22 protein-coding genes are annotated in these 22,990 nt (G+C 71.4%); 7 read left to right on the plus strand and 15 right to left on the minus strand.

The genetic code is table 11. The features are described from left to right. Nucleotides 1-99: 99 nt before the first annotated feature. From ABEA87_RS38340 to ABEA87_RS38355, 4 genes are read right to left on the minus strand one after another with little or no spacing between them, the layout of a single operon-like run. The gene (locus ABEA87_RS38340; RefSeq protein ID WP_345638246.1) at nucleotides 100-417 is read right to left on the minus strand and encodes an EthD family reductase; all 318 of its coding nucleotides are present in this window, start codon (nucleotides 415-417) and stop codon (nucleotides 100-102) included. Further along, complete coding sequence (locus ABEA87_RS38345) at nucleotides 414-971, minus strand: dihydrofolate reductase family protein (RefSeq protein WP_345638247.1); 558 nt, start codon at nucleotides 969-971, stop codon at nucleotides 414-416. The genes ABEA87_RS38340 and ABEA87_RS38345 overlap by 4 nt, the downstream gene beginning before the upstream one ends. Before the next feature lie 56 nt (nucleotides 972-1,027). Beyond that, a complete protein-coding gene (locus ABEA87_RS38350) occupies nucleotides 1,028-1,966 on the minus strand; it encodes a sigma-70 family RNA polymerase sigma factor (RefSeq protein ID WP_345638249.1) in 939 nt (312 codons plus the stop codon). Between the two features lie 33 nt (nucleotides 1,967-1,999). Beyond that, entirely contained in the window at nucleotides 2,000-2,716 is a 717-nt protein-coding gene (locus tag ABEA87_RS38355) for a glycerophosphodiester phosphodiesterase (RefSeq protein ID WP_345638250.1), read from the minus strand. Between the two features lie 216 nt (nucleotides 2,717-2,932). On the opposite strand from ABEA87_RS38355, the gene ABEA87_RS38360 reads away from it, so the two are divergent. Beyond that, nucleotides 2,933-5,539, plus strand: a complete 2,607-nt coding sequence (locus ABEA87_RS38360; protein ID WP_345638251.1) for a glucosidase family protein — start codon at nucleotides 2,933-2,935, stop codon at nucleotides 5,537-5,539. A gap of 144 nt (nucleotides 5,540-5,683) precedes the next feature. Here ABEA87_RS38360 and ABEA87_RS38365 read toward each other — a convergent pair whose 3' ends face one another. From ABEA87_RS38365 to ABEA87_RS38390, 6 genes are all read right to left on the minus strand, one after another. Further along, nucleotides 5,684-6,244, minus strand: a complete 561-nt coding sequence (locus ABEA87_RS38365; RefSeq protein ID WP_345638253.1) for an LOG family protein — start codon at nucleotides 6,242-6,244, stop codon at nucleotides 5,684-5,686. 283 nt (nucleotides 6,245-6,527) lie between these two features. Further along, on the minus strand, nucleotides 6,528-7,223 hold the full coding sequence (locus ABEA87_RS38370; protein ID WP_345638254.1) for an ABC transporter permease: 696 nt from the start codon (nucleotides 7,221-7,223) through the stop codon (nucleotides 6,528-6,530). Then, nucleotides 7,220-8,113, minus strand: coding sequence for an ABC transporter ATP-binding protein (locus tag ABEA87_RS38375; RefSeq protein ID WP_345638255.1), 894 nt, complete (start codon nucleotides 8,111-8,113; stop codon nucleotides 7,220-7,222). The genes ABEA87_RS38370 and ABEA87_RS38375 overlap by 4 nt, the downstream gene beginning before the upstream one ends. Beyond that, entirely contained in the window at nucleotides 8,110-8,469 is a 360-nt protein-coding gene (locus ABEA87_RS38380) for a GntR family transcriptional regulator (protein WP_345638257.1), read from the minus strand. Before ABEA87_RS38380 ends, ABEA87_RS38375 begins: the two co-directional genes overlap by 4 nt. A 328-nt stretch (nucleotides 8,470-8,797) precedes the next feature. Next, on the minus strand, nucleotides 8,798-9,346 hold the full coding sequence (locus tag ABEA87_RS38385; RefSeq protein WP_345638258.1) for a GNAT family N-acetyltransferase: 549 nt from the start codon (nucleotides 9,344-9,346) through the stop codon (nucleotides 8,798-8,800). A gap of 145 nt (nucleotides 9,347-9,491) precedes the next feature. Beyond that, nucleotides 9,492-10,010 carry a F0F1 ATP synthase subunit A gene (locus ABEA87_RS38390; RefSeq protein WP_345638260.1) on the minus strand — a complete coding sequence of 173 codons (519 nt, stop codon included), beginning with the start codon at nucleotides 10,008-10,010 and terminating at the stop codon, nucleotides 9,492-9,494. A 234-nt stretch (nucleotides 10,011-10,244) separates the two neighbouring features. Here ABEA87_RS38390 and ABEA87_RS38395 point away from each other — a divergent pair, with 234 nt between their 5' ends. Continuing rightward, complete coding sequence (locus ABEA87_RS38395; protein WP_345638261.1) at nucleotides 10,245-11,660, plus strand: carbohydrate-binding protein; 1,416 nt, start codon at nucleotides 10,245-10,247, stop codon at nucleotides 11,658-11,660. A gap of 65 nt (nucleotides 11,661-11,725) precedes the next feature. On the opposite strand, the gene ABEA87_RS38400 is transcribed toward ABEA87_RS38395, so the two are convergent. Together ABEA87_RS38400 and ABEA87_RS38405 are read right to left on the minus strand one after the other, a co-directional pair. Continuing rightward, entirely contained in the window at nucleotides 11,726-12,859 is a 1,134-nt protein-coding gene (locus ABEA87_RS38400; protein ID WP_345638262.1) for an alpha/beta hydrolase, read from the minus strand. A 471-nt stretch (nucleotides 12,860-13,330) separates the two neighbouring features. Next, nucleotides 13,331-14,365 (minus strand): glutathione S-transferase family protein, encoded by a 1,035-nt coding sequence (locus ABEA87_RS38405; protein ID WP_345638325.1) that lies wholly within the window; start codon nucleotides 14,363-14,365, stop codon nucleotides 13,331-13,333. A 495-nt stretch (nucleotides 14,366-14,860) separates the two neighbouring features. Between ABEA87_RS38405 and ABEA87_RS38410 the strand changes: the two genes are divergently transcribed. Together ABEA87_RS38410 and ABEA87_RS38415 are read left to right on the plus strand one after the other, a co-directional pair. Then, on the plus strand, nucleotides 14,861-15,121 hold the full coding sequence (locus ABEA87_RS38410; RefSeq protein WP_345638264.1) for a MerR family transcriptional regulator: 261 nt from the start codon (nucleotides 14,861-14,863) through the stop codon (nucleotides 15,119-15,121). A gap of 594 nt (nucleotides 15,122-15,715) precedes the next feature. Further along, entirely contained in the window at nucleotides 15,716-16,309 is a 594-nt protein-coding gene (locus ABEA87_RS38415; RefSeq protein ID WP_345638266.1) for a GNAT family N-acetyltransferase, read from the plus strand. Between the two features lie 95 nt (nucleotides 16,310-16,404). Here the strand turns inward: ABEA87_RS38415 and ABEA87_RS38420 are convergent, their stop codons facing one another. Both ABEA87_RS38420 and ABEA87_RS38425 read right to left on the minus strand, forming a co-directional pair. After that, nucleotides 16,405-17,241 carry an SAM-dependent methyltransferase gene (locus tag ABEA87_RS38420; protein WP_345638267.1) on the minus strand — a complete coding sequence of 279 codons (837 nt, stop codon included), beginning with the start codon at nucleotides 17,239-17,241 and terminating at the stop codon, nucleotides 16,405-16,407. An 85-nt stretch (nucleotides 17,242-17,326) separates the two neighbouring features. After that, the gene (locus ABEA87_RS38425) at nucleotides 17,327-18,169 is read right to left on the minus strand and encodes a DMT family transporter (protein WP_345638268.1); all 843 of its coding nucleotides are present in this window, start codon (nucleotides 18,167-18,169) and stop codon (nucleotides 17,327-17,329) included. 515 nt (nucleotides 18,170-18,684) lie between these two features. On the opposite strand from ABEA87_RS38425, the gene ABEA87_RS38430 reads away from it, so the two are divergent. The 3 genes from ABEA87_RS38430 to ABEA87_RS38440 all read left to right on the plus strand — a co-directional run bounded on the left by ABEA87_RS38430 (nucleotide 18,685) and on the right by ABEA87_RS38440 (nucleotide 22,169). Next, a complete protein-coding gene (locus ABEA87_RS38430; protein WP_345638270.1) occupies nucleotides 18,685-19,542 on the plus strand; it encodes an ABC transporter ATP-binding protein in 858 nt (285 codons plus the stop codon). Then, complete coding sequence (locus ABEA87_RS38435; RefSeq protein WP_345638271.1) at nucleotides 19,539-20,720, plus strand: ABC transporter permease; 1,182 nt, start codon at nucleotides 19,539-19,541, stop codon at nucleotides 20,718-20,720. Before ABEA87_RS38430 ends, ABEA87_RS38435 begins: the two co-directional genes overlap by 4 nt. 285 nt (nucleotides 20,721-21,005) lie before the next feature. Then, nucleotides 21,006-22,169 carry an endo-1,4-beta-xylanase gene (locus tag ABEA87_RS38440; protein ID WP_345638273.1) on the plus strand — a complete coding sequence of 388 codons (1,164 nt, stop codon included), beginning with the start codon at nucleotides 21,006-21,008 and terminating at the stop codon, nucleotides 22,167-22,169. Nucleotides 22,170-22,285: 116 nt separating this feature from the next. Here the strand turns inward: ABEA87_RS38440 and ABEA87_RS38445 are convergent, their stop codons facing one another. Continuing rightward, nucleotides 22,286-22,963 (minus strand): class I SAM-dependent methyltransferase, encoded by a 678-nt coding sequence (locus tag ABEA87_RS38445; protein ID WP_345638274.1) that lies wholly within the window; start codon nucleotides 22,961-22,963, stop codon nucleotides 22,286-22,288. Nucleotides 22,964-22,990 lie beyond the last annotated feature (27 nt).

Below are 22,990 nucleotides of genomic sequence, written 5' to 3' on the forward strand. Positions count from 1 at the left end.
GGGCCGGCCCGGCCGGCGGCCCCGCGCCGGGCGCCCGGCCACGCGGCGGGCGGCCCGGCTGGCGGCGGCGCGCCGACGACCACCCGCGTGCCGCCGGTGCTACCCCACGCTCTCCTCCACGACGAAGATCATGCTCCGTACCGGAGCGAGTTCCTGGAGGCGTGCGGCGTCGTCGGCGGCGGCGCGGCCCTCGGGCGAGGCGAACGCGGCGCGCAGCTCGTCCATCGTGTCCCACTCCAGCTCCGCGACCAGGTGGTATGGCCCCTCGCCGCGTACGGCGGCGACGTTGCGGCCGACCGTGTACCGGCGCAGCCCCGGCAGCCGGCGCCCGAGCGGAACATGAACCTCGCGGTAGTGCCGATCGAACGTGTCGGGGTCGGTCGGCGTCTCGTACAGGGCGAGGAAGCGAACCGTCATCGTGCCGCCCTCCCGTACCGCGCGAGGACGGCGGCGCCGGCCAACTGCGCCGACCGACACTCCAGGTATGCGGGCGGACCGCCGGCGGGGAAGAGCCGCTGGCCGGTACCGAGAATGGTGGGGAAGGTCAGCAGCCGGTACTCATCGATCAGGTCCTCGGCCATCAGCGCGCGCACGACGCTCACGCTGCCGGTGATGATCACATCGCGCCGCTCGTGCTTGACGGCGTCGACCAGGTCGCCGTCGATGACCCGGGAGTTCGCCCACGCCGACGCGTCGGTCAGCGTGCGGGAGGCGACGAGCTTGGGCACGGCGTTCATCCGGGCGGAGAACGGGTCGTCGCGTCCCGGCCACAGCCGCGAGAAGAGCTGCCAGGTGGTGCGTCCCAGCAGCATGACGCCGTCGTCCAGCACGCTGCCGAGCCGGAACTTGTCCCCGGCGACGGTCTCGGGGCCGTGCCGGAACGCCCAGCCGCCGGTCGGTGTGCCGCCGGACCCGTCTGGATCAGACACGATCCCGTCCAGGGTGATGAAGTGAATGGCGATGACGCTCACGGTGGGTGTCCCTTCAGTCGAAGCTCACCCGTACATACCGGCGGCACCGGCCCGGCTCATCGCGGCTGGCGAAACTCGTCGAAAGGAATCCGTTCGGGCAGGTCAAACGGCTCGAACACGCGTGGATCGGCGAACACGACGTTGCGCGCGATCCGGCCGCCGCGAACCGTGAAGACCTGGAGCGTGTGCAGTCGATGCCCGCCGCCGGGCTCCGGCGCGTACGCGGCGAACGCGGGCTGCCCGTTGGCGGTCAGGTTTCTGATCCGCCAGCCCGTCCCACGCGTCCGGAACACGCGGTCCATGAACAGGCCGTAGTCGCGGCCGCCCCGGTACCAGAGCGGCACCGGCGGCATCTCCAGGATCGCCTCGTCGGTGAGCAGCCGCACGAGCGCGGGAACGTCGGCCGCCTCGAACGCCCGCACGTAGCGTTGGATCACCGCGCGTACCCCGGGATCTTCCGGCTCGCTGACCTCGCCCACCTCGCCGACGTCCGCGAGGGCGGCGCGGGCCCGCTGCAGCGCGCTGTTGACGGCCGGGACCGTGGTCCCCAGCTGCGCCGCGACCTCGGCGGCACTGAACTCCAGTACCTCACGGAGCAGGAGCACGGCCCGCTGCCGTGCCGGCAGGACCTGCATCGCCGCCACCAGCGCGAGCCTCAGGTCGGTCCGCGACTCCGGGTCGAACCGCGCGTCGGGAAATGGCTGTAGCCACGGGATGTCGAACGCCGGCGTGAGCGGTGCGCCCGGATCGTCGCTCGGCGTGCCCAGGCCGGACGGCAACGACCGTCGCGCCCGCCCCTCAAGCGCGGTCAGGCACGCGTTGGTGGCGATCCGGTACAGCCAGGTCCGCACGGACGCACGCGAGCGGTCGTACCGGTCGCGTGCCTTCCACGCGCGCAACATCGTCTCCTGCACCAGGTCCTCGGCGTCGTGGAACGAGCCCAGCATCCGGTAGCAGTACACCACCAGCTCACCCCGGTAAGGCTCGAACTCCACGTACCCATCATGGCGTACGCCCGCGCCGCGCGATCATGGCGTAGCGGGCAGAGCCCGGCCCGCGACCGGCGCCGGGTCGGGGCCGGCGTCCGTCGGCCGGTCCGCCAACAGGCCGCGCAGCAGCGGCAGATTCTTGCTGATCACGCTGGTCACGCCGAGCCGGCGGGCGTGCTCCAGCGCCGCCTCGGTGTCCACCGGCCAGACCATGACCACCGTCGCCGACTCGCGCAGTTCGGCGACGATCGCCGGGGTGAGCAGTTGGCGGCGGATGGACACGCCGAACACCGGGCGCCGCCGGAGCCGGGCGCGCAGGCGGCCGAGGTGCACGGGGTTGTTGACCGACAGCACCCGGCGCACGTGCGGCAGCCCGTCGAACGCGTCGAGCATCCGCCACTGCTTGGTGCAGACGGTCACCGGTAGCTCCGGGGCCTCCTGCCTCAGCAGCGCGGCGACGCGCGTCGCGACGGACAGGCTCGGCCCCTTCAGGTCGAGCATCAGCCGCGGGTCGCCGTCGGCCGCCGCCAGTACCTCGGCCAGCCGGGGGCGGGCCGGGTTGTGCCGCCGCTGCGAATTCCACCGCTCCCGCAGCAGGTGCCGGGCCAGCGCCTTGGTGTGCCGTACCTCGAGCGCGTCGCGCAGCAGGTGCACGTCGGTCTCGACCAGGTCGACGCCCGCCTGCAGGGCTACGCGCAGGCCGGTGAGGGTGTTTCCAGCGCGGTGCGCCACGGTGAGCAGCGGTCGGTCGGTCATGCCACGCACGATATCCAGTGCCGGAGGCGGAGAGGCCGCGCGCCGCTGATCGGCACGCGGCCATCGAGTGACGGTCAGGCGACAGAACGTGACCTGCGGACGCTCAGGGGCGGGTCGGCCGGCAAAGTGCCTGATCCGTGATTTCAGGTTGCGAGGAGTATCGATCGGTAGCAGGTTGGGATATTAGTCAACGTCGACTTGTCCCGGAGGCGCGCGATGTCCCGGAAGCTGGTACGGATCGTGATGGTCGCCGCGCTGGCCGCCATCGGGTTGGCGGCCCCACCGACCGCACCGGCCCTGTCGGCCTCGCCGACCTCATCGGCTTTGTCGGCCTCGACCGCTCAGTCGGCGTCGCCGAGCGCCGGGGCGCGGACCGGGGTGGTTGGCGACGAGTTGACCGTGACCGACCGCCTCGCCGACCGGCGCACGGTCACCATCGGGGACCGCTTCTACGAGGTCGGCGCGGCCGACGGCAGCTACCCGGCGACCGGCTGGCACCTCCGCGGCGAGATGGGCGGGTTCTGGTCGCAGCCCATCAAGCTGCTCGACGGGCTCTGGTTCGCCGTCAACGGCAGCTGGCTGACCGCGAGGAGTTTCACCAGCGGGTACGGGTACACCCGGATGGACCTGGGGGGCGGCGTGCAGCGCACCGACGTGGTACCGGACGGGAACCGGGCCGGCCTGGTGGGGCTGCGGTTCGACGGGCGCACCCCGCGGGTCGCGCTCACCGTCGACGCGCACTCCGAGCTGCTCAAGGCGTACCCGTGGAGCGGCACGACGCCCAGCCAGGACGCGGTGAACCTGCCCGACACGGGCACCTTCGACGGCCGTGACCTGCTGTTCCAGGAGGCGCCGAACCACTACGCGGCGCTGGTCGGCGCGCAGCTGACGCCGGCCGGCCACCAGCTCGGGCCGGACTTCCGGGGCCCGCAGGATCCGGCGGTGATCTGCCCGAACACCGATCCCGCGCCGCCCCGCTGTGACGACGGCCCGGCCGGCAAGGGCACCGGCGGGCAGCTCACCTACACGCTGAACATCCCGAAGGGCGGGCGGACCGTGTGGTTCGCGGTCGCCGGCTCGGACCAGGGTACGGCGGCGGCCTACGCGGCCCTGGCCACGGCGCTGAAGAACCCGGACGCCGAGGTGGCGCGCAAGGCCGCCGACCGGCGCGCGGTGGCCGACCGGACCCGGGTCGACCTGCCCGGCGATCCGCTGCTCGCCAGCAGCGTCGAGTGGTCCAAGCAGAACCTCGCCGACGCCGTCCAGGAGTCGCATGACCTGCGGCTGTTCGCCAGCGAGGAGGGCACCCAGTCCCCGCCGCCCGCCGGTACCCTGGCCACGGCGCGGTGGATCGGCGCCGGCTGGCCGGACTACCCGTGGATCTTCGGCACCGACGGGGAGTACACGGCGTTCGCGGCGGTCGCCGCCGGTGACTTCGCGTCCATCGAGGATCACCTGCGCACGCTGCGCGAGGTGAGCGACCTCGTCAACGATCACTCGGGCAAGGTGGTGCACGAGGTCACGCCCGACGGTCAGGTGTATTTCGGCGCCAACGACGAGCCGGGCAACACCGACGAGACCGCCAAGTTCCCCAGCGCCGTCGCGCTGGTCTGGCGGTGGACCGGCGACGACAAGTTCCGCGACGAGCTGTACGACTTCAGCGTGCGGGCCATCAAGTACGCGGTCGGCCTCGACGCCGACGGCGACGGCTGGCCGGAGGGCTCCGGCAACGTTGAGCGGGCCGGGATGGGGCAGGAGAAGCTCGACGTGGCCGCGTACACCATCCGCGGCCTGGCCGACGTGGCGGCGATGGCGGCCAGCAAGGGCGACACCGCCACCGCGAACTGGGCCACCGCCCAGGCCACGCGGCGCGAACAGAAGTTCGACGACGCCTTCTGGTACGGCGGCGACACCCACTCGTACGCCGATTCGCTGTCCGACCCGGGCAACGTCAAGCTGTTCCAGCGGTACTGGATCGGGCTGACCCCGCTGGAGGCGGCGCTTCCCGGTGGCGTGCCGGGGCTGCCCGGCGGCCCGCTCGCCCCGGTCGCCCGCGCCGACGACACCCTGACCCAGCACGAGAGCGGCTGCTACAACGGCGACTTCGGGCTGTTCCACACGGGTACCGGGCCGACCAGCGATCCGAAGGGCAACCCGGGGCCGTCCTGCGACTCGGTGACCTCCGCGGCGCCGTCGGACCGGGAAACCTTCTCGCTGGGCAGCGCGGTCGCGGCGGTGGCCGAGGGCAACTACGGCAGGCTCGCGCAGCAGCGGGTCTACACGACCGACAACGCGCGCATCCAGCTGGACCCGGACGTGTGGGAGCTGCCCGGCGCGATGCCCGAGATCGCGCCGTCGCCGGACTTCGGGTCCAACCTGTCGCACGACTTCCTCAGCCGCTCCAGCGTCCTGCAGGCGTGGGGCACGTACGGGGTGCTGTGGCCGGTCGTCGCCCAGCAGCTGGGTGTGGCGCCCGATCTGGGCGTGGGCCGGCTGTCGGTGGTACCGCAGCTTCCCCCGGGTCAGCAGCGGATCGCCGGTTCGGACATTCGGCTGGGTGGCGGCAGCCTCGACGTCACCGCCACGCGATCGGGGGGCACCGGCCCGGGCGGCATCCTGCGCACCGAGGTCGACCGCGACGGCGTCCCGGGCGCGCTGACCATCGGCGCGGTACTGCCGGCGACCGGCGCGCGGGTGGGGTCGGTGTCGCTGGACGGGCACCGCGTCGGGTACCAGCGGGTGACCACCTCGCGGGGCTCGGAGATCCACGTCTCGGCGGGTACCGGTGGCGGGCGCCACACGCTGACGATCACCCTCGGTTAACTCCGGGGCACCTTCGGTCAGCGCTGACCGGCTCGCCCCGACGGTCAAGGCCGGGCGGTCAAGGCCGGGCGGTCAAGGCCGGGCGGTCAAGGCCGGGCGGTCAAGCCGGGGCGGTTGAGCGCTGGGGCCGTGCGGTCCGGGCGTTCAGGCGCCGCGCAGTCGACTGCCGGCGGGGGTGAAGGCGCGGGCGAGGCTCAGGAAGTGCTCGGCGTCCTCGGCGATCAGGAGCGGATCGGTGTCGCCGATGAAGCCGGCGGAGCGCAGGTGGTCCAGGGTCGCGCACAGCGGGTCCCAGAAGCCGTCCACGTTGAGCAGGGCCACGGGCTTGTCGTGGATGCCGAGCCGCTGCCAGGTCCACGCCTCGAACAGTTCGTCGAGGGTGCCGGTGCCGCCGGGCAGGGCGACGAACGCGTCGGCGAGTTCGACCATGGCGGCCTTGCGCTGGTGCATCGTCTCGACCACGCGCAGTTCGGTCAGGCCGGCATGAGCGACCTCGGCGTCGACCAGGGACTGCGGGATGACCCCGATCACCGAGCCTCCGGCGGCGAGGGCGGCATCGGCCACGACCCCCATCAGGCCCACCCTGCCCCCGCCGTAGACGATGCCGATGCCGGCCTTGGCCAGTTGGGTGCCGAACTCGGCGACCGCGTCGCGCACCAACTCCGAGCGACCCGTTTTCGCACCGGTGAATACCGCTACCCGCACCCTGTACCTCCAGCCGCGGCGCCACACCACACCACCTGGTGGCACCCTAACCGTCCGCCCGCTGCCCATCGCGCTCGCGGTCCCGGGACGCGCCGCCCGACCCGCCCGACCCGCGCCGGTGCGCCGCCCGACCCGCCCTCGGCCCGGCCCCGGCACGCGCCGGCAGACCCGCGCCGGTGCGACGCCCCCCGTGTGGCGTCGCCTCCGGTGCGGGTCTGCCGGGGGCGCGGGCGTCGAGCCCGGCACGAGGCGCCGCGGGCCGGCGCGCCGAGCCTGGCGACGCCTAGGCGGTGGCCCGCCGGATGGCCAGGTAGCCGCCGGCCGCGAGCACCACCGCCAGCAGCGCGGGCCAGCCGGCGATCAGCGCCACCACCGACTGGTCGGCCAGCCAGTTCCCGATCGCTGTCCACTGCTGGCGCCAGCTCACCAGGGCGGTCACGCCGCCGAGCACCAGGATGGTCCCGAGCATCAGGGTGAACAGGCCATTGGTTCGCCAGCGCTGAAAGATGACGGCGGCGAAGGTGCCCATCGCGCCGACCACCAGCAACGGCACCACGTAGATCAAGATCTGTGCGGCGGCGTTGTGCCAGCCCATGAACGGCAGCTGGAAGAAGTGCAGCGACATGCCCCAGCCGCCGGTGGCGCGTTCGAGCAGGGCGAGCAGGTACAGGCCGATGCCGAAGGCCAGCGACTCGCCGAGCAGCAGCAGCGTGGTCGCGGCGTAGAAGGCGCGCCGGGTCACGCTCAGCCCCAGCGTGAAGGGGAAGAACTGGGCGATCCGGGCGGAGGAGATGATGGACAGCATCAGGTAGATGCTCGCCACGCCGCCGGTGGTGGGGTCCTCGGTCATGTTGTTGTGGATGATGCCGAAGAGGGCCAGGTTGACGGCGAACGACACGGCGAGAATGGCCCAGCACCAGACCAGACTCGCGGGCCAGGTGAGCAGTTCGATCCGCATGGCGCGCAGCACCGAGTTCATTGGGCGGTCTCCTTCGGCTGGGCGTCGGACCTGGTGATGCTGACCACGAGCTGCTGCAAGGAGGTGGTGGTGAGGTCGAGACCGAGGGACTCGGCCCGGCTGCGCTCGGACGAGTCGAGCGGGCCGCGCACGGTCGCCCGGGCCAGGGCGCCCATCCGTTCCCGGTACAGCTCGTGGGCGCCGAGGGTTAGTTCGTCGATCGCCGAGCTCGGGCCGGTCACGGTCAGCACCTGCCCGCGCAGCGTGTCGGCCTCCTCGTCCAGCAGGATCCGGCCGCGATCGATCAGCAGCACGTGTTCGATCAGATCGCTGACCTCGTCGATGAGGTGGGTGGACAGCAGGACGGTGCGCGGGTGCTCGGAGTAGTCCGCCAGCAGCCGGTCGTAGAAGAGCTGCCGGGCCACCGCGTCCAGCCCGAGGTACGGCTCGTCGAAGAGGGTCAGCGGCGCCCGGGAGGCGAGCCCGATGACGATGCCGAGGCTGGAGCGCATGCCCCGGGACAGCTTCTTGACGCCCCGCCCGAGCGGCAGTTGGAAGTCGCGCAGCAGGTTACGGGCCAACTGGTCGTCCCACCGCGGAAACAGTATCCGGCCGGAGTCCAGCACGTGACGCACCTTGAATCCGTCGGGGTAGCGCTGGCTCTCCTTGATGAAGCAGATGTTCGAGAGCACCGCGGCGTTCTCGTACGGGCGCTCCCCGAACACGGTCAGCTCGCCTCCGCTCGCGACGAGTTGACCGGTCACCATCTGCATCAGCGTGGTCTTGCCGGCGCCGTTACGGCCAAGCAGGCCGTAGATGCCGTTCTCCCGCACCGAGAAGCTGACGCTGTCGACGGCGGACACGTCGTGGTACCGCTTGGTGACTCCGCGCGCGGTGATGACCGTGTTCATCGGCCATGCTCCGAACGGTCGAGCATCGCCTTGACCTCGGCGGTGTTCAGGCCGAGCTTGCGGGCCTCCGCGAGCAGCGGCCGGATGTACTGGTCGGCGAACTCGTCTCGGCGACGGTCCCGCAGCTTGGCGCGCGCGCCGGGCGACACGAACATTCCGATACCTCGCTTTTTATAGAGGGTCCCGTCGGCGGCCAACTGGTTGACGCCCTTCGCGGCGGTCGCCGGGTTGATGCGGTGGAACGCGGCCAGCTCGTTGGTCGAGGGCACCTGGGTCTCTTCGGGGAGTGAGCCATCAATGATCGAGTTCTCCAGCTGCTCCGCGATCTGGAGAAAGATGGGCCGCCCCTCCTCCATCAGCGGAGTCGGGGGTTGCTGGGTTCATTACTCATGTAACTAACCATCTAACCCACCGAGCGTCCTTGTCAAGCCCGAGCGTCGGAGTGTCTGGAACCGGTCGCCCGGCCCCGCCAAGCGGCCGCAGGGGTGGCCCCGGCCGCGACGGCGGCTCCGGATCGGTCCGCCTCGGCCGGGCACGGAGCCGAAGCGGTCGGCTCGACCGGGCGCGGAGCCGCGGAGCCGAAGGGGCCGGCTCGACCGGGCACGGAGCCGAAGGCGTCGGCTCGACCGAGGCACGGCTCCGGGCCGGTCGGTGGTCGGCGGCGAAGCGGACGATCGTGTAGCCCTACGATTCCGGCCCGGTCAAGGACTCCGTCGAGAGGGCGGCGAAGGCCAACCGGTCCCGCCACTGCCCTCGGATCAGCAAGTGCTGGCGCAGACGCCCCTCATACCTCATCCCGATCTTCTTCAGGACGCGGGCGGAACGAGTATTGTCCGGGTCGCAGGTGGCGGTGACTTTGTGAAAGCCCACCTCGCGGAACCCGAAGTCCAGGACGGCCGCTGCCGCCTCCGTGGCGTAGCCCTTTCGCCAATGAGACCGAGCCAGGACATACCCCAGCTCGCCACGGCGGTGCTCTCCGCTCGTCTCCCCGAGATGGACGGCACCGATCAACTCGTCGTTCGCGCGAACGACGACAGCCAGCGTGTAGTTGGACCGCGGCGTCGCGCTCGCCTCGTCATGCGCCTCGGCCAGGAACGCGACCGTGTCCCGCGGACTGTTCGGTCCCCAGTCCATGAACCGAGTCACCTCGGGATCACTGGCATATCCGTGGACGGCGTCACGATCCGATGCGCTGAAGTCCCGTAGCACCAGACGGGACGTGACGAATTCCATCGCCACGATGATTCCCACCCTCCGTATCGCCGGCCAGCGAAACAAGTATGCGCGGGCGAGGTGCCCGGTCGAATCCGGCGGACAGGCGAGGACGCTGCCGAATCGAACCGACGCGGCGGCGTCTCCGCGACTCGCCGACGCCGGATCAGTGCTCGTCGGACAGGGAGGTCTGAATGTAGAACGAGTTGAGCATGGCGAACACGTAGGCCTGGAGCACCGCGACCAGCAGTTCGAGGAAGGCGGCCGCGATCGCCATCGCCCAGGACAGCAACGACAGCGGCCGGTACAGCAGCGTGCTGGAGCCGTAGAGGACGCACCCGCCGAGGGCGAACACCATCAGGATGAAGTGGCCCGCGAACGTGTCCGCGAATAGCCGCACCGACAGGGTGAACGGCCGCAGGACGAGGTACTCGATGACCTCCAGCGGCGTCATGAGGGGCAGCAGCCAGGCCGGTGCGGCTGGTGGCCTGACAATCCGCTTCACGAATGCGCGCAGCCCGTGGCGGCGCCCGGCCTCGGCCCGGCCCGACCCGGGTGCCCCGGCCGGTGGGCGGGTGTTCGCGATACCGGGCACCCGACCGGTGGGCCGGCCGGCGGCCAGCGGTACGGCGACTCGAGGCGCGGCCGGGGCGAACGCTGCTGCCGGGCGGATCGCACGCGGCAACCGAATTTCCGCGCCCGTACCGGTCGCGTGGCAAGGAATTGACAAACGTCGACATCAACTTTAACGTGCCTGCATCTATCGGATTCCGTTCGAAATTTCGAATGCGTCGATGGATGTCAGTGCTTACGGCGACGTCGGTGTCGCGCGCCTCACCGCCCGGTGCGGTGCCGGCCGGCCCGGCCTCGCGCAGGTCGGCCGGAGGCACGCGGGTCGCCCCGAGGGGAAGGGAACCTCATGAGCCGATCACGAATCGTCCGGCTGCTACCGGTGCTGCTCGCGCTCGCGGCAGCCGGGGCGGTGTCGGGCCCGCAGGCCGCGTTGGCCGCCACGCCGGGTGCCAACGCCGGCGCGGGTACCGCCCGCCTCGCGCGGCCGGCCGGCGACAACCCGGCCGCACGCGGCGCCACCGCACCCGTGGCCGGGGTCGTTCCCGGCCTGACCGGTGTGGCCGCGCGGCGGGCCGCGGGTAGTGCCGCCGACCGGTTCCGGCAGGTCACCAATGAACGTGTCAACGCGTCAAGGCCGTCCGCCGGTGCCGGACCGTCCTCCGCCCTGGCGCCGGCCGCCCAGCTGCACACCGACTGGGGCGTCGACATGCCCAGCAGCCAGAGCCAGGGACTGCACGCCACACAGAGCGTGCTCACCGGCACCAGCCCGATCAGCGGCGGTGACTACGTCTACGCGCCGACCGCCCTGCCGCCCGGTAACGCGTGCATCGAGATGACCACCGCGTACACGCCGAGCGGACCGGACCTGTGGGCCTGGGACTGGTGCGGCGGGCGGGACACGGTCGGCAAGCTCACCGCCATGAACGCGAGCTTCCTGGCCACCTACACGGCCACGGTCAACGGCCGGACGACCTACAGCCTGGACGAGCACAAGACGTCGACGACCGCCAACACCTGGACGGCGTACCTGTACAACTACCAGACGCACGCCTGGGACACGTACTACACCAGCTCGGGAACGTACGACCTGCCGCAGTTCGCGTTCGGCTGGAACATGTTCGAGGTGTACACGTCGGTGAACCCCGCGACCGGGGCCGGGTACTACTGCGGCAACCTCGCCGGCCGGGCCTTCGAGAGCAGCGCCGTGCAGGTGATGCAGGGATCGTCCTGGGTTAGCGTCACCCCGAGCAACAGCACCGTGCCCAACCCGCCCCCGTCGGGCAGCCGGCTGGACTGTCCCACGTTGAACTTCAGCGTGGTGCATGCCAACGACGACTGGCTCGCCCAGATCGGCGGCGGCAGCAGCACGCCTCCGCCCGCGACCCACTCGTACGAGGCCGAGGCATCCGGTAACACCCGTGCCGGCCAGGCCGCCGTGCGTAGCTCCTCGGCGGCCTCCGGGGGTGCGCTGGTCGGCTATGTCGGCAACGGCACGGCCAACTACCTCCAGTTCAACGGCGTGACGGGCGGCACCGCCGGCAGCCACACCATCACCATCTACTACGCCTCCGGTGAGAACCGTTCCACCACGCTCAGTGTCAACGGGGGCGCCGCGACGACGGTCAACACGCCCAGCACCGGAGGATGGGACACCATCGGATCGGTGACCACGACGCTGACCCTCAACGCCGGCAGCAACACCATCCGGCTCGGTAACCCCACCGGCTGGGCGCCGGACCTCGACCGGATCGTGGTGAGCTGACCCACCGCCGTGGCCGGCCGCGCCGATCGGGCCGGCCACGGCCGCCGGTGGGAGACCCGATGGACCTAGGCGTCCGGTACGAAGCGAGCGGCCCAGTTCATCACGGCGTCCCGGTAGCTCGCGGCGTTCAGTTCCAGGTTCAGGTCGTGGCCGGCGCCGGGCAGTACGAAGGTCTGCAGCCGGGCCGCCGGGCCGAAGTAGGGCGCCTCCTCCTGGGCCAGGCTCGCGGCGCTCGCGCAGTCGCTGGCCAGTTCGCCCCCGCAGAACAGGTTGTCCTGCGTACCGACGACGACGAGCACCGGCGCGGCGATGTCGCGCGAGGCGGGGGAGCTGACGCCCACCGCGAATGACTCGGTCAGTTCCGTGACGCTCACCGGGTCCTTGAAGACCTCATCGGTCGCGATGACGCCGGGATCGGTGTCCTGTGCGGCGTAGAACGTGGTGGCGCGCCGGCCCGGCACCGTGGTCACATACCCGGCGTCGTACGCCGCGCCGAACTTGGGCTCGGACGAGGCGGGGTGGACGCTGGAGAGGATGGCGGCGACCAGGGTGATGGCGGAGGGGTGGTGAGTCACACCGGTGAGCACTACCCCGTCGACGTCGCGGTAGATGGCGGCCTCCAGGGTGCACACGCCGCTGCCCAGCGAGTGACCCACCAGAACGACCTTTGTGAAGCCGATGCCGCCGATGGTTCCGGCGCGCAGCCCCTGGACCAGCTGATGCAGCACGAGGGCCTGCGCCGTCGCGGTCAGCGCGACGGACGGCTCCCGGCTGCTCTGCCCGTACCCGATCCGGTCGATGTTCAGCGTCGCGTACCCCGACTCGCCGACGGCCTGCACGTACGAATAGGTCTCCGGCTGGTAAGGGAAGTCCCAGTAGTAGCCGCTGTAGGTGGCGCCGGGAACGAGTACCTGGATCGCCGCGTGACGTCGGCCGGCCGGCACGCACAGCCGGCCGTACACGTCCGCCGGTGCCGTGACATCGAGGCTGACGGGCACGTGGACGGCCGTGCAGATCGGCGGCTGCCGAGGCGGCGCCGCGGGCGCCGTCAGGGAGAACGGTGAGAGCGTCAGCCCGGTGGCCGCGACATCGGCCGTAGCGACGAGCGCGCCAGCGGTCACCGCGACGATGGCGGCTAGGGCGACGCCCGGCCGCAGCCAACCGGGGCGCCACGCCGCACCGCCGTGAGGTGGACGCATCACCAGCTCCGATCCCCGGAATGGACTGACGAATGGCTGTCCCGCGCCGGGCGGTGCGCGACGCGGAAGTGCCGCCGTAGTCGACAACGATGGCGCCGACCCCCGGGTGACGTTTCGGGGAGATCCCGGTCCGAGCGGTCTGCTGGCGACTACCGGTGACCAGGCGTGCTTCCGTGTGCGGAGCCGCCGGCCCGGCTCTCTTCGCCGGGGCTGCGCCGGGCGGGTGGCGCGGCGCGGCCACTCACCGGGATTCGATTCCGCGGTCCCGGCAGTCGTGTCGGGCGGTCCTTCGTCGACGTGCCGATGACTGTCGCCAGCGAGTAGCGGCTCTGTCCATTCCGCGTTGACGCCCGGTGCGCTCGCGCGGACGGCGCCGCCCCGCGGGTCGACCGCCCTGCGGGCCGATCGCCCCGCGGGGTCGACCCGCCCCGTGGGGTGCGGCAGCCCGCCGTGGTGCGGGGTCCACAGCGGTCAGGGGCGGCGGGTGCGCTCGTCGCGGCCGGGGAGGTCGAGAATCGCGCCGTGGCCGGCGGGGACGACCTCGCCGGGCGGCGGGGGCCCGGGTGGTGTCCCGTCGCCGAACGGGCGTCCGCCGAGTGCCTCGCGACCGTGCCGGGTCAGCCAGCCGGCCGGGTCCGGGCCGACCGGAACGATGCCAGTCGGGTTGATGTCGCGGTGTACCTCGTAGTAGTGGCGTTTGATGTGGTCGAAGTCGATGGTGTCGCCGAAGCCGGGGGTCTGGAACAGGTCACGGGCGTAGGCCCAGAGGACCGGCATCTCGGTCAGCCGGCTGCGGTTGCATTTGAAATGGCCGTGGTAGACCGCGTCGAACCGGACCAGGGTGGTGAACAGGCGGACGTCGGCCTCGGTGATCGTGTCGCCGACCAGGTACCGCTGGGTCCGCAGCCGTCCCGCCAGCCAGTCCAACCGGTCGAACAGCCGGTGGTACGCGCGCTCGTACGCCGCCTGGCTGGCGGCGAACCCGGCCTGGTAGACGCCGTTGTTCACGTCGCGGAAGACCACCCGATTGACCTCGTCGATCTGCTCCCGGAGGTGTTCGGGGTAGAGCTGGGGCGCGTCCGGCCGGTGATGGGCGACCCACTGAGTGGACAGGTCGATGGTCAGCTGGTCGAATTCGTTGGTGACGACCTGGCCGGTCGGGACGTCAACGATGGCCGGCACGGTGATGCCCCGGTCGTAGCCCGGGAAGCGCGCGAAGAACGCCTCTTGCAGGCGCTCGATGCCCAGCACGGGATCGCGCCCGCCCGGGTCGAGGTCGAAGGTCCAACTGCGCTCGTCGTGTGTCGGCCCGGCCACGGCCATGGACAGCGCGTCCTCGAGCCCGAGCAGCCGCCGCACGATGATGGCCCGGTTCGCCCAGGGGCAGGCGCGGCTGACCACCAGCCGGTACCGCCCGGGCTCGACCGGGTAGCCGTCGCGCCCGTCGGCGGTGATGCGGGTGGCGATGTAGCGCATGTCCCGGCTGAACTCGCCGCCCTCGCCCATCGCGTGCGCGGCCTGCGGCGCATCGGTCGGGCCATCCTGGGGGGTGTCGGCCCCGCCGACCACTGGTACCTCGGGCATGGATCGATCATTCCGCGCCGGTTGCCCGGCGCCAAGTCCGCGAATTGTCGAAAAGCCAACCGAGCCATCGCCGGGCACCGGGCGAACCGGCCGCACCGCTCGCCGGACTCCTCGGGAAGTCCATTGTGGACTAATGAGCATGGCCTGCTCAGGCTATGGGCCCGGATCCCGGTGCCGCTTGGGGCCGACCGTCCCCAGCACCCGATCTGTCCGGCGGTAGCGCCGATTGTTCGTCGATGTCGCCGATCGAGCTGTTTGTCGGCCTCCGCCTGCGGTGGCGGGCTGGTCTCCGCCCAGCTGTCGGGCCGACGGAGGGCCTCCGGTAGCTCCGGTCGTCGCCCGTACGGCGGAAGCGTGCGGTTTAAACCCCGCCCGAGCCGGGAAGACCGACGTGTCGAGAATCGGTGGGGGTGCGGCATGGTCGACGACGACGCGTACCAACTGAGCATTTCCGAGGCGGCCGCGCGGCTGAGTGTCGATACGAAGGACATCAGGGACTGGCTGAGGTCCAACGCCCTGCGGACGACCACCGGGCCGGACGGGCACCGTGGCGTCGATACCGAGTCGGTGGAGGAGTTGGCGAGCGCGCTCACGCTCCGGACCGAAGACGAGCGGGTAGCGGCGCTGTTCAAGCTGCGGGAACGCAACGCCGTATCGGACGAGAACCCGACGATCTGAGCCGTTTATAGCGTTATACCTGACTCGACGAACGACGGCGTGTCGCCCGGCTCGTCGAAGGCCGGCGCGGCGTCCGTTCGCCGCGGTCCGTCCGCCGCGGTCCGGCCACGGTCGCGGCCGCCCCCTGCCGACCTGGAATCGGCTCGATGCTGCGCGTCCCGGCCCACCCCGGCATCCCGGCCCACCCGGCGTCCCGACCCACCCCGCTGTCCCGACTCATCCGGCGTCTCGGCCCACCCGGCGTCCCCGGCCCATCCGGCGGACCGGTCGACCCGGGCGGACCGACCGCGTCGCGGGGTCCCCGTCGGGGCGCCCGCTGCCGTATCGTCTCCCCATCGGGCACGATCTCTGCCGATCCGCCGCTCGACCGCCGCGATCCGACCGTGCGGTGCCGCTCCGGCCGCCGGGCGGCCACACGAGACGGCCGCACGAGAGAGTCGTGCGAGCGGAGAGCGGGCGAGCCGGACGGCGGGGCCGACGCGGTGGGGGACTGATCCGGCAGGATCGACGTGGCGGCATCGATCCGGCGGTACCGAAGGCGCGGCGCCGGATAGGCGGAGCCGCGAGCGGTCGACGCGAGGAGGACTGGGCGGCATGGGATCGATCCGCCGAGCGGTTGAGGCCGACGCCGGGGCGCTTGCCGGGGCGGTAGCGGAGGCGTTTCACGACCTCGCGGTCTGCCGGTGGCTGGTGCCGGACCCGCAGGAGCGGCGCCGCGTGCTGCCGGACAACTTCCGGATCTTCGTCGAGCACGGCATCGAGCACGGCGCCGTGTACACGACCGACGAGCTCGACGCGGTGGCGGTATGGTTCTCGGACGCGCCCGACGGCGTACCGGAGATCCTTCGGTACGCCGAGCGCGTGGCGCGGGTCTGCGGGGCGCACACGGACAGGTTCCAGCTCCTCGACGAGGCCATGCACGCCGCGCACCCGGCCGACCCGCCGCACGAGCACCTCGCGTTCCTCGCGGTGCGCACGGCGGCACAGGGGCGCGGGCTCGGCTCGGCGCTACTCGAACTGCGCCACGAGGACCTCGACCAGCGTGGCGTGCCGGCGTACCTGGAGGCGAGCAGCCCGCGCAGCCGGGAACTGTACCTGCGCCACGGCTACGCCGATTCCGGCGAACCCTTCGCGCCCAAGGGCGGCCCGGAGCCCTGCATGTGGCCCATGTGGCGCGCCCCGCGTTGAGACCGGCACCGACCGGGCCGTGACACCAGCCGGTCGAGTCCGGTGCGGCTGAGCTGACCGGCGCGGGCGCTATGCCGCGCGCCGGTCCGGGCGCCTCACGAGCGCGGCGGTGCGGGCTTGCGCGCCACGCCGGCCAGGAACGCGGACCGCTCGGGATGACCGTCGGGCCGACCGGCCTCGGCTCCCTGGTCGGGGCGCCATTGGGACATCCATACCAGGCCCGGCTCGACCAGGTCGAAGTCTCCGAAGAACGCCTGGATCTGCTCGCGGGTGCGCAGCTCACCGGTCGGCCCGCTGGTCGACTGGTAGATCTGCTTGGTGGTGGCCGCGGCGGCCCGGTCGAATCCGTCGACCGCTCCGTGCGTGAGCGCGAGAAAGCTGCCCGGCGCCAGCGCGTCGCGCAGGTGCTGGACCGCGCCGTACGGATCGTCGGTGGCGGGCACGAAGTGCAGCACGGACACCAGTAGCAGCCCGACCGGCCGATCCAGGTCCAGCACGGCGCGCAGTTTGGGGTGCGCGAGGATCGCGGCGGGCCGCCGCAGATCCTCCTCGATCGCGACGGCCCGGTCGTCGCAGGCGAGTATCTCCCGGCTGTGCGCGACCGCGATCGGGTCGAGATCCACATACACCACCCGGGAATCGGGCGCGGCGCGCTGGGCGACCTCGTGCACGTTGCCGCCGGTGGGGATGCCCGAGCCGATGTCGAGGAACTGGCGGATGCCCTGGTCGGTCAGCCAGCGCACGGCGCGGTGCAGGAACGCCCGGTTGGCCTGGGCGATGGCCGGTGCGGTGGGAACGGCGTCGGTGACGGCCCGGGCGGCTTCCCGATCGACTGCGAAGTTGTGGGCGCCGCCGAGCCAGTAGTCATAGATCCTGGCGGCGCTGGGCGTGTCGAAATCAACGGTCTGCGGCACCCGCGAGGGTCGCTCCATGATGTGAACACTAGTCACGACCGCGAGGCCCGTCGATACCCGCGACCCGGCGGGTACCGGCCGAGCTGCCTGGTCGCGGCCGGCCTCAGCGGGACCGGGTGGTGCTGGCCAGCCAGATGCATACGGTCATGACCAGCCCGGCGAAGATCTCCACGAGGAGCCGGACCCCGCCGGCGGACAGGTGCTCCCGGAAGGCGGTGATCCCGATGAGCACGCCGGCGATCGGGTCGATCAGGGCAATGGCGGTCAGCGGCGCCGCGATCGGGCCACCCTGGAACGCGTTCTGGTTGAGCGTGACCGCCGCGCCGCCAACCACGATGAGCGCGTAAAGCTGCCAGTGGCCGAACACGGCCGCCGGGTGGTGAGCCAGCAGCTGGGTCACCGTCTTGACCAGCGACGCGGCGGTGCCGTACAGGGCGCCGGTGGCGACCCCGAGCGCGACGCCCCGCGCGGCACCGCCGCGTACCCGCCAGGCCACCAGCAGCGAGACGGCGCAGGCCGCGCCGACGCCGGCCCCGACGCCCACCCAGGCAGCCGTCGACGGCATGGTCACGCCGGCCCCGGGGTCGGCGGCGAGCAGGAACGCGGCCAGCCCGATCACCCCGAACGCCACGACCACGAGGTCGCGCGAGTGCGGACGACGCCGCTGCATCGCCGCCTCCAGCGGTATCGCCATGAACACGCCGCCCAGCAGCAGCGGCTCGACCAGGGCGAGCGCGCCGTAGCTGAGCGCGATCGCCTGCAGCACGGTGCCGACGGCGTCCGGTACCCAGCCGAACAGCCACATCGGGCGATGCAGCAGCCGCAGCACCAGCCGCGGGTCCAGGGTGCGGGTCGGCTTCTCCTGCTTGGCGGCGCGCTGTTCGAGGGCGGCGCTCAAGGCAAAGAAGACCGCCGACCCGAGCCCGAACAGGACCGCCGCGATCAACGGGTCGCCCGCCCGCGATCGGCGTGGCCCGCCCGACGGGGCGCCGGCCCGGCCAAGCCCGGGCCACGACCGGAGCCGTCCTCGCCCGGTCCGGCGGGGGTCCCGGCACCCGGTCCGGCGGTGGCATGGACCGTCCCGCCGATCCGCCAGTCGGGGGTGGCCATGTCGCTGGCGCGGCCGGAGGCGTCCTCCGGCCAATGGCGACACGCCCGACCCGCGCGTCGACACGCCGGGCCGACACGCCCGGGAACCGGACCTCGGCCGCGCGCGGCGGCGCACCGGCGGACCATGCGCATCCGGGCTGTTACCCCTCGCTGGTACAAAGATTCCTGCCGGCCCGGCGGCGCGCCCAGGTTGTGGTCATGACCTCGCGCAGGGCGCCCAGGTCGAAGACCCCTCATCATTCGTGATATCAATTCGGGCACGTATACCCGGGGAGGAACGGATCAGCGGTGAAACGACTAGAGATCGACGGTATCTCGAAGCGTTACGGGGATGTCATCGCATTGGCGGATATGACATTTGACGTACGCGCCGGCGAAATCTTCGGCTTCGTGGGCAGCAACGGCGCCGGCAAGACGACCACGATGCGCATCATTCTCGGTGTCCTTGCCTCCGACGGAGGCCAGGTCCGGTGGGATGGCACCGCGATCACCACGGACACCCGCAGGAACATCGGGTACATGCCCGAGGAGCGCGGCCTGTACCCGCGGATGAGGGTCGGCGAGCAGCTCGTCTACCTGGCCCGCCTGCACGGCATGTCGCAGGCGAACGCGACGGCTGCCATGCGGGAGTGGACCGATCGGCTGGGCGTGGCCGCCCGGCGCGACGACGAGGTGCAGAAGCTGAGCCTGGGCAACCAGCAGCGGGTGCAGCTGGCCGCGGCGCTGGTGCATGATCCGGAGATCCTGGTGCTCGATGAGCCGTTCTCCGGCCTCGACCCGGTCGCCGTGGACGTGATGAGCCAGGTGCTGCGGGACAAGGCGGCCCACGGCGTACCGGTGATGTTCTCCAGCCACCAGCTCGATCTCGTCGAGCGCATCTGCGACCGCGTGGGTATCGTCCGCAGCGGATCGATGGTAGCCAATGGCACGGTGAACGAGCTGCGCTCGGGCGGTGAGGAGCGGATCATCGTGACGGTTCCCCAGGCCCGTACCGGCTGGGCCGACGACCTGCCGGGGGTGCGGGTGCTGTCCCAGGAGAACGGCCGCACCAGCATCGAGCTGGCCGCCGGCGCCGATGACCAGGCCGTTCTGCGGGCGGCGCTGGAGACCGGGCCGCTGCACGAGTTCGCCCGGCAACGCCCGTCGCTGACCGAGCTGTTCCGCGACATTGTCTCTGTCAACGGCGAGAGCGAGGGGGAGAAGGCATGAGCGCCGTCTGGCTCGTCGCGCGGCGGGAGATCATCGCCCGGGCGCGCTCAAAGGCGTACGTCATCTCGACCGTGGTGCTGGTGGTCATCGTGGTGGCGCTGGCGATCGTCTCGAAGCTGATCGGCGGCGTCGGGAGCAGCGATTTCACGGTCGGTGTGACACCCTCGACCGCGTCGCTGGCCGCCCCGCTGTCGTCCAGCGCGAAATCGATCGACCAGACCGTGTCGACGCGGACCGTTTCCGACGAGGCCGACGGCCGGGCCGAGGTGGAGTCCGGCAAGCTGGACGCGCTGCTGATCGGTGACGGCACCACGGTGCAGGTCGTGGTGAAAAAGGACCTGGACACCAAGCTCGGCAACGCCCTGCACGTGATGGCCAGCCAGCTCGCGTTCAGCGAACAGATCAAGTCGTTGGGCGGCGACCCGGCGGCGGTGAACACGGCGGTGGCCGACGCGAAGGTGTCGACCACGTCGCTGCATCCGCCGCACAAGTACGACTCGCAGCAACTGGTGCTGGGCATCATCGCCGGCATCCTGATCTACCTGTCGCTGCTGATCACCGGGCAGATGGTGGCGCAGGGCGTGGTCGAGGAGAAGTCGTCCCGGGTGGTCGAACTGCTGCTCTCGGCGGTGCGGCCCTGGCAGCTCATGGCCGGCAAGGTGCTGGGCATCGGCATCGTCGGCTTCATCCAGGTGGCCGTCACCGGGGGCGCCGGCGTCGTCGCCGGACTCGCGACCGGCTCGCTGACCATCCCGGCGTCGGCCGCCGCCAGCACGGTGATCTGGCTGGTCGTCTGGTACCTGCTGGGATTCGTCGCGTACGCGCTCGCCTTCGCCGCGGTCGCGGCGCTGGTCTCCCGGCAGGAGGACGTCGGCGGCGTGGTGACGCCCATGATGATGCTGGTGATCGTCGGGTACGTGCTCGGCATCTCGATCCTGCCGTCGAATCCGGGCAGCCGCCTGATCGAGGTGCTGTCCATGGTGCCGACGTTCGCGCCGACGATGATGCCGATGCGGGTCGCCATGGGCGGTGTGCCGGCCTGGCAGCTCGCGGTCGCGGTGGCCGGCATGGCCGTGGTGATTCCGTTGCTCGTGATGCTCTCGGCCCGGATCTACCGCAACGCGGTGCTGCGCAGTGGCGCCCGGGTCAAGCTCCGGGAGGCCTGGCAGGCCGCCTGACGGTCCGGCGGGAAGCTCCACCGGTTCGAAAATTTTCGGGCTCGCGGGTCGCCTTTCGAGGCGGCCCGCGAGCCTTTTATTGTGCCCGCCATCGCCCACTGGCCCCGGCAATTCGGGGCGTAATGCTAGGCGTTCGTCGATGCCTTGACGGGGCCTAGGCGGGGGTTTAGGTTCTCAGATTATCGGCAGCACGGTCGAAAGTTTCGAATCCGTTTTCGAGTACCGGGGTGGCGCCGCACGCGTCCGGCGGCGTGCGCCCCGGTCCTGTCGTAGGGAGTTCCTGACGTGAGGCTCCGCCGTCTTACCCTTGTCTGCGCCGCCGGCGTGGCGGCCGTTCTGACCCTCGGCACCGCCGCCGGCGCCACGCCTCTGACCGCCGACCATTCCCATCCCTCCGCCGACTCGCTGCGCACGCTCGCCGCCGGGGTCGGCCTGCGCATCGGCACGGCCGTGAACATGGACGAGCTCAACGTCGACACGACGTACACCGGGATCGTGGCCGGGCAGTTCAACACCGTGACCGCCGAGAACGTCATGAAATGGGACGCCATCGAGCCGAGCCAGGGCACCCACAACTACGGCCCGGCCGACCAGCTGGTGGCCTTCGCGAAGGCGCACGGGCAGCTGGTGCGCGGGCACACGCTGCTGTGGCACAACCAGATCCCAAGCTGGCTGACCACCGGCGTGACCAACGGAACCATCGACAACGCCGCGCTGCGCGACATCCTGCACCGGCACATCACCGACGAGGTGAGCCATTTTCGCGGCAAGATCTGGCAGTGGGACGTGGCGAACGAATTCTTCACCGACAGCAACCCGTCCACCATCAACCCCAACGATTTCTGGATCTCCCACCTCGGTGCCGGCGTCATCGCCGACGCATTCCGCTGGGCGCACGCGGCCGATCCGCACGCGCTGCTGTTCTACAACGACTACAACATCGCGGGCGAGGACGGCTCCAACGCCAAGAGCGACGCGGTCTACGCCTGGGTGCGGCAACTGCGGTCCCAGGGCGTACCGATCGACGGCATCGGTAACCAGGGCCACCTGGACACGCAGTACGGCTTCCCGACCCTTCTCACCCAGGACCTGCAGCGCTACGCCAACCTGGGACTCAAGGTCGCCATCACCGAGGCCGATGTGCGCACGTTCATCGAGACCACCGACGCCAACCAGACCCCGACGGACAACCTCGCGACATTCGCGCAGCCCTACGAGTACTCGCAGATGTTGAAGGCGTGCCTGGCCGTGCGCGCCTGCATCTCGTTCACGGTCTGGGGCGCCGGGGACGCCGGTTCCTGGGTGCCGGGCACGTTCATGGGTGAGGGATACGCCGACATCTATGACGTCAACCTGAAGCCAAAGGCGGCCTACACGGCGCTACAGCAGGATCTGACGCTCGCCGCGAAGGGCGCACCGCACCGCACCGGCGCGGGCGCGCACTCCTGAACCACGTCTCACCGCGCTTCGCGAGGCGGCACCGGGCTCGGCGATCCCCGAGCCCGGTGCCGCGTCGCGCGGTGGATGCCCGCCTCGCGCGGTGAGGCCGACCGCGCGAGTCGGCTTCAACCGGCGGGCGCCGCCAGCCAGGAGCCGTCCTCGGTCAACGGGCGGGGCTCGCCGAAGCCGGCGTCGCCCAGTGCCCCGACCAGTTCCCGGTCGGTCAGCCGGCGGGTGGTGAAGGTGTGCGTCCAGTCCCGGTCGCCGACCCGGTACCCGATCGTCGTGCTCAGCAGCGGGCCGTCACGGCGCACCTCGCCAACCGTGTACCGGATGCCGCCACGGTACACAGTGGACGGTTCGAGCGTGTCGAACCACTCGGGACGGTGGCGCTGGATGATGACGCATCCGCCGCGGGCGGCGTGTCGGCGCGCGGACCCGAGCATCGCCTCGCGGGCCGCTGGATCGGGCGTGTTCACCAGGGTACTGGCCAGCAGCACGGCGTCGAACTCGCGGCCCAGCGCCAGCGCCTCGATGGACGAGCGCACCGTGGTCAGGCCGGTCGCGTGGGCGAGCATGTCGTCCGACTCGTCCACCCCCAGCACCTCATGGCCGAATTCGGCCAGGCGGCGCAGGATCCGACCGGTACCGCAGCCCAACTCCAGCACGCTCGCGCCGTCCGGGATCGCCCGGTGGACGATCTCGGCCTCGCCGGACTCGGGCAGCAGGGTGTAGAGCGCGACCGGGCAACCGTCCGGGGTGATCGGGCCCGGGCCGGTTCCGGTGTTCGGTCGGTGCGTCATTGATCCATCGTGGCACGCCGCCCGGCG

This window comes from Rugosimonospora acidiphila (assembly GCF_039543385.1).
In the GTDB taxonomy this organism is placed as follows: Bacteria; Actinomycetota; Actinomycetes; order Mycobacteriales; family Micromonosporaceae; genus Rugosimonospora; species Rugosimonospora acidiphila.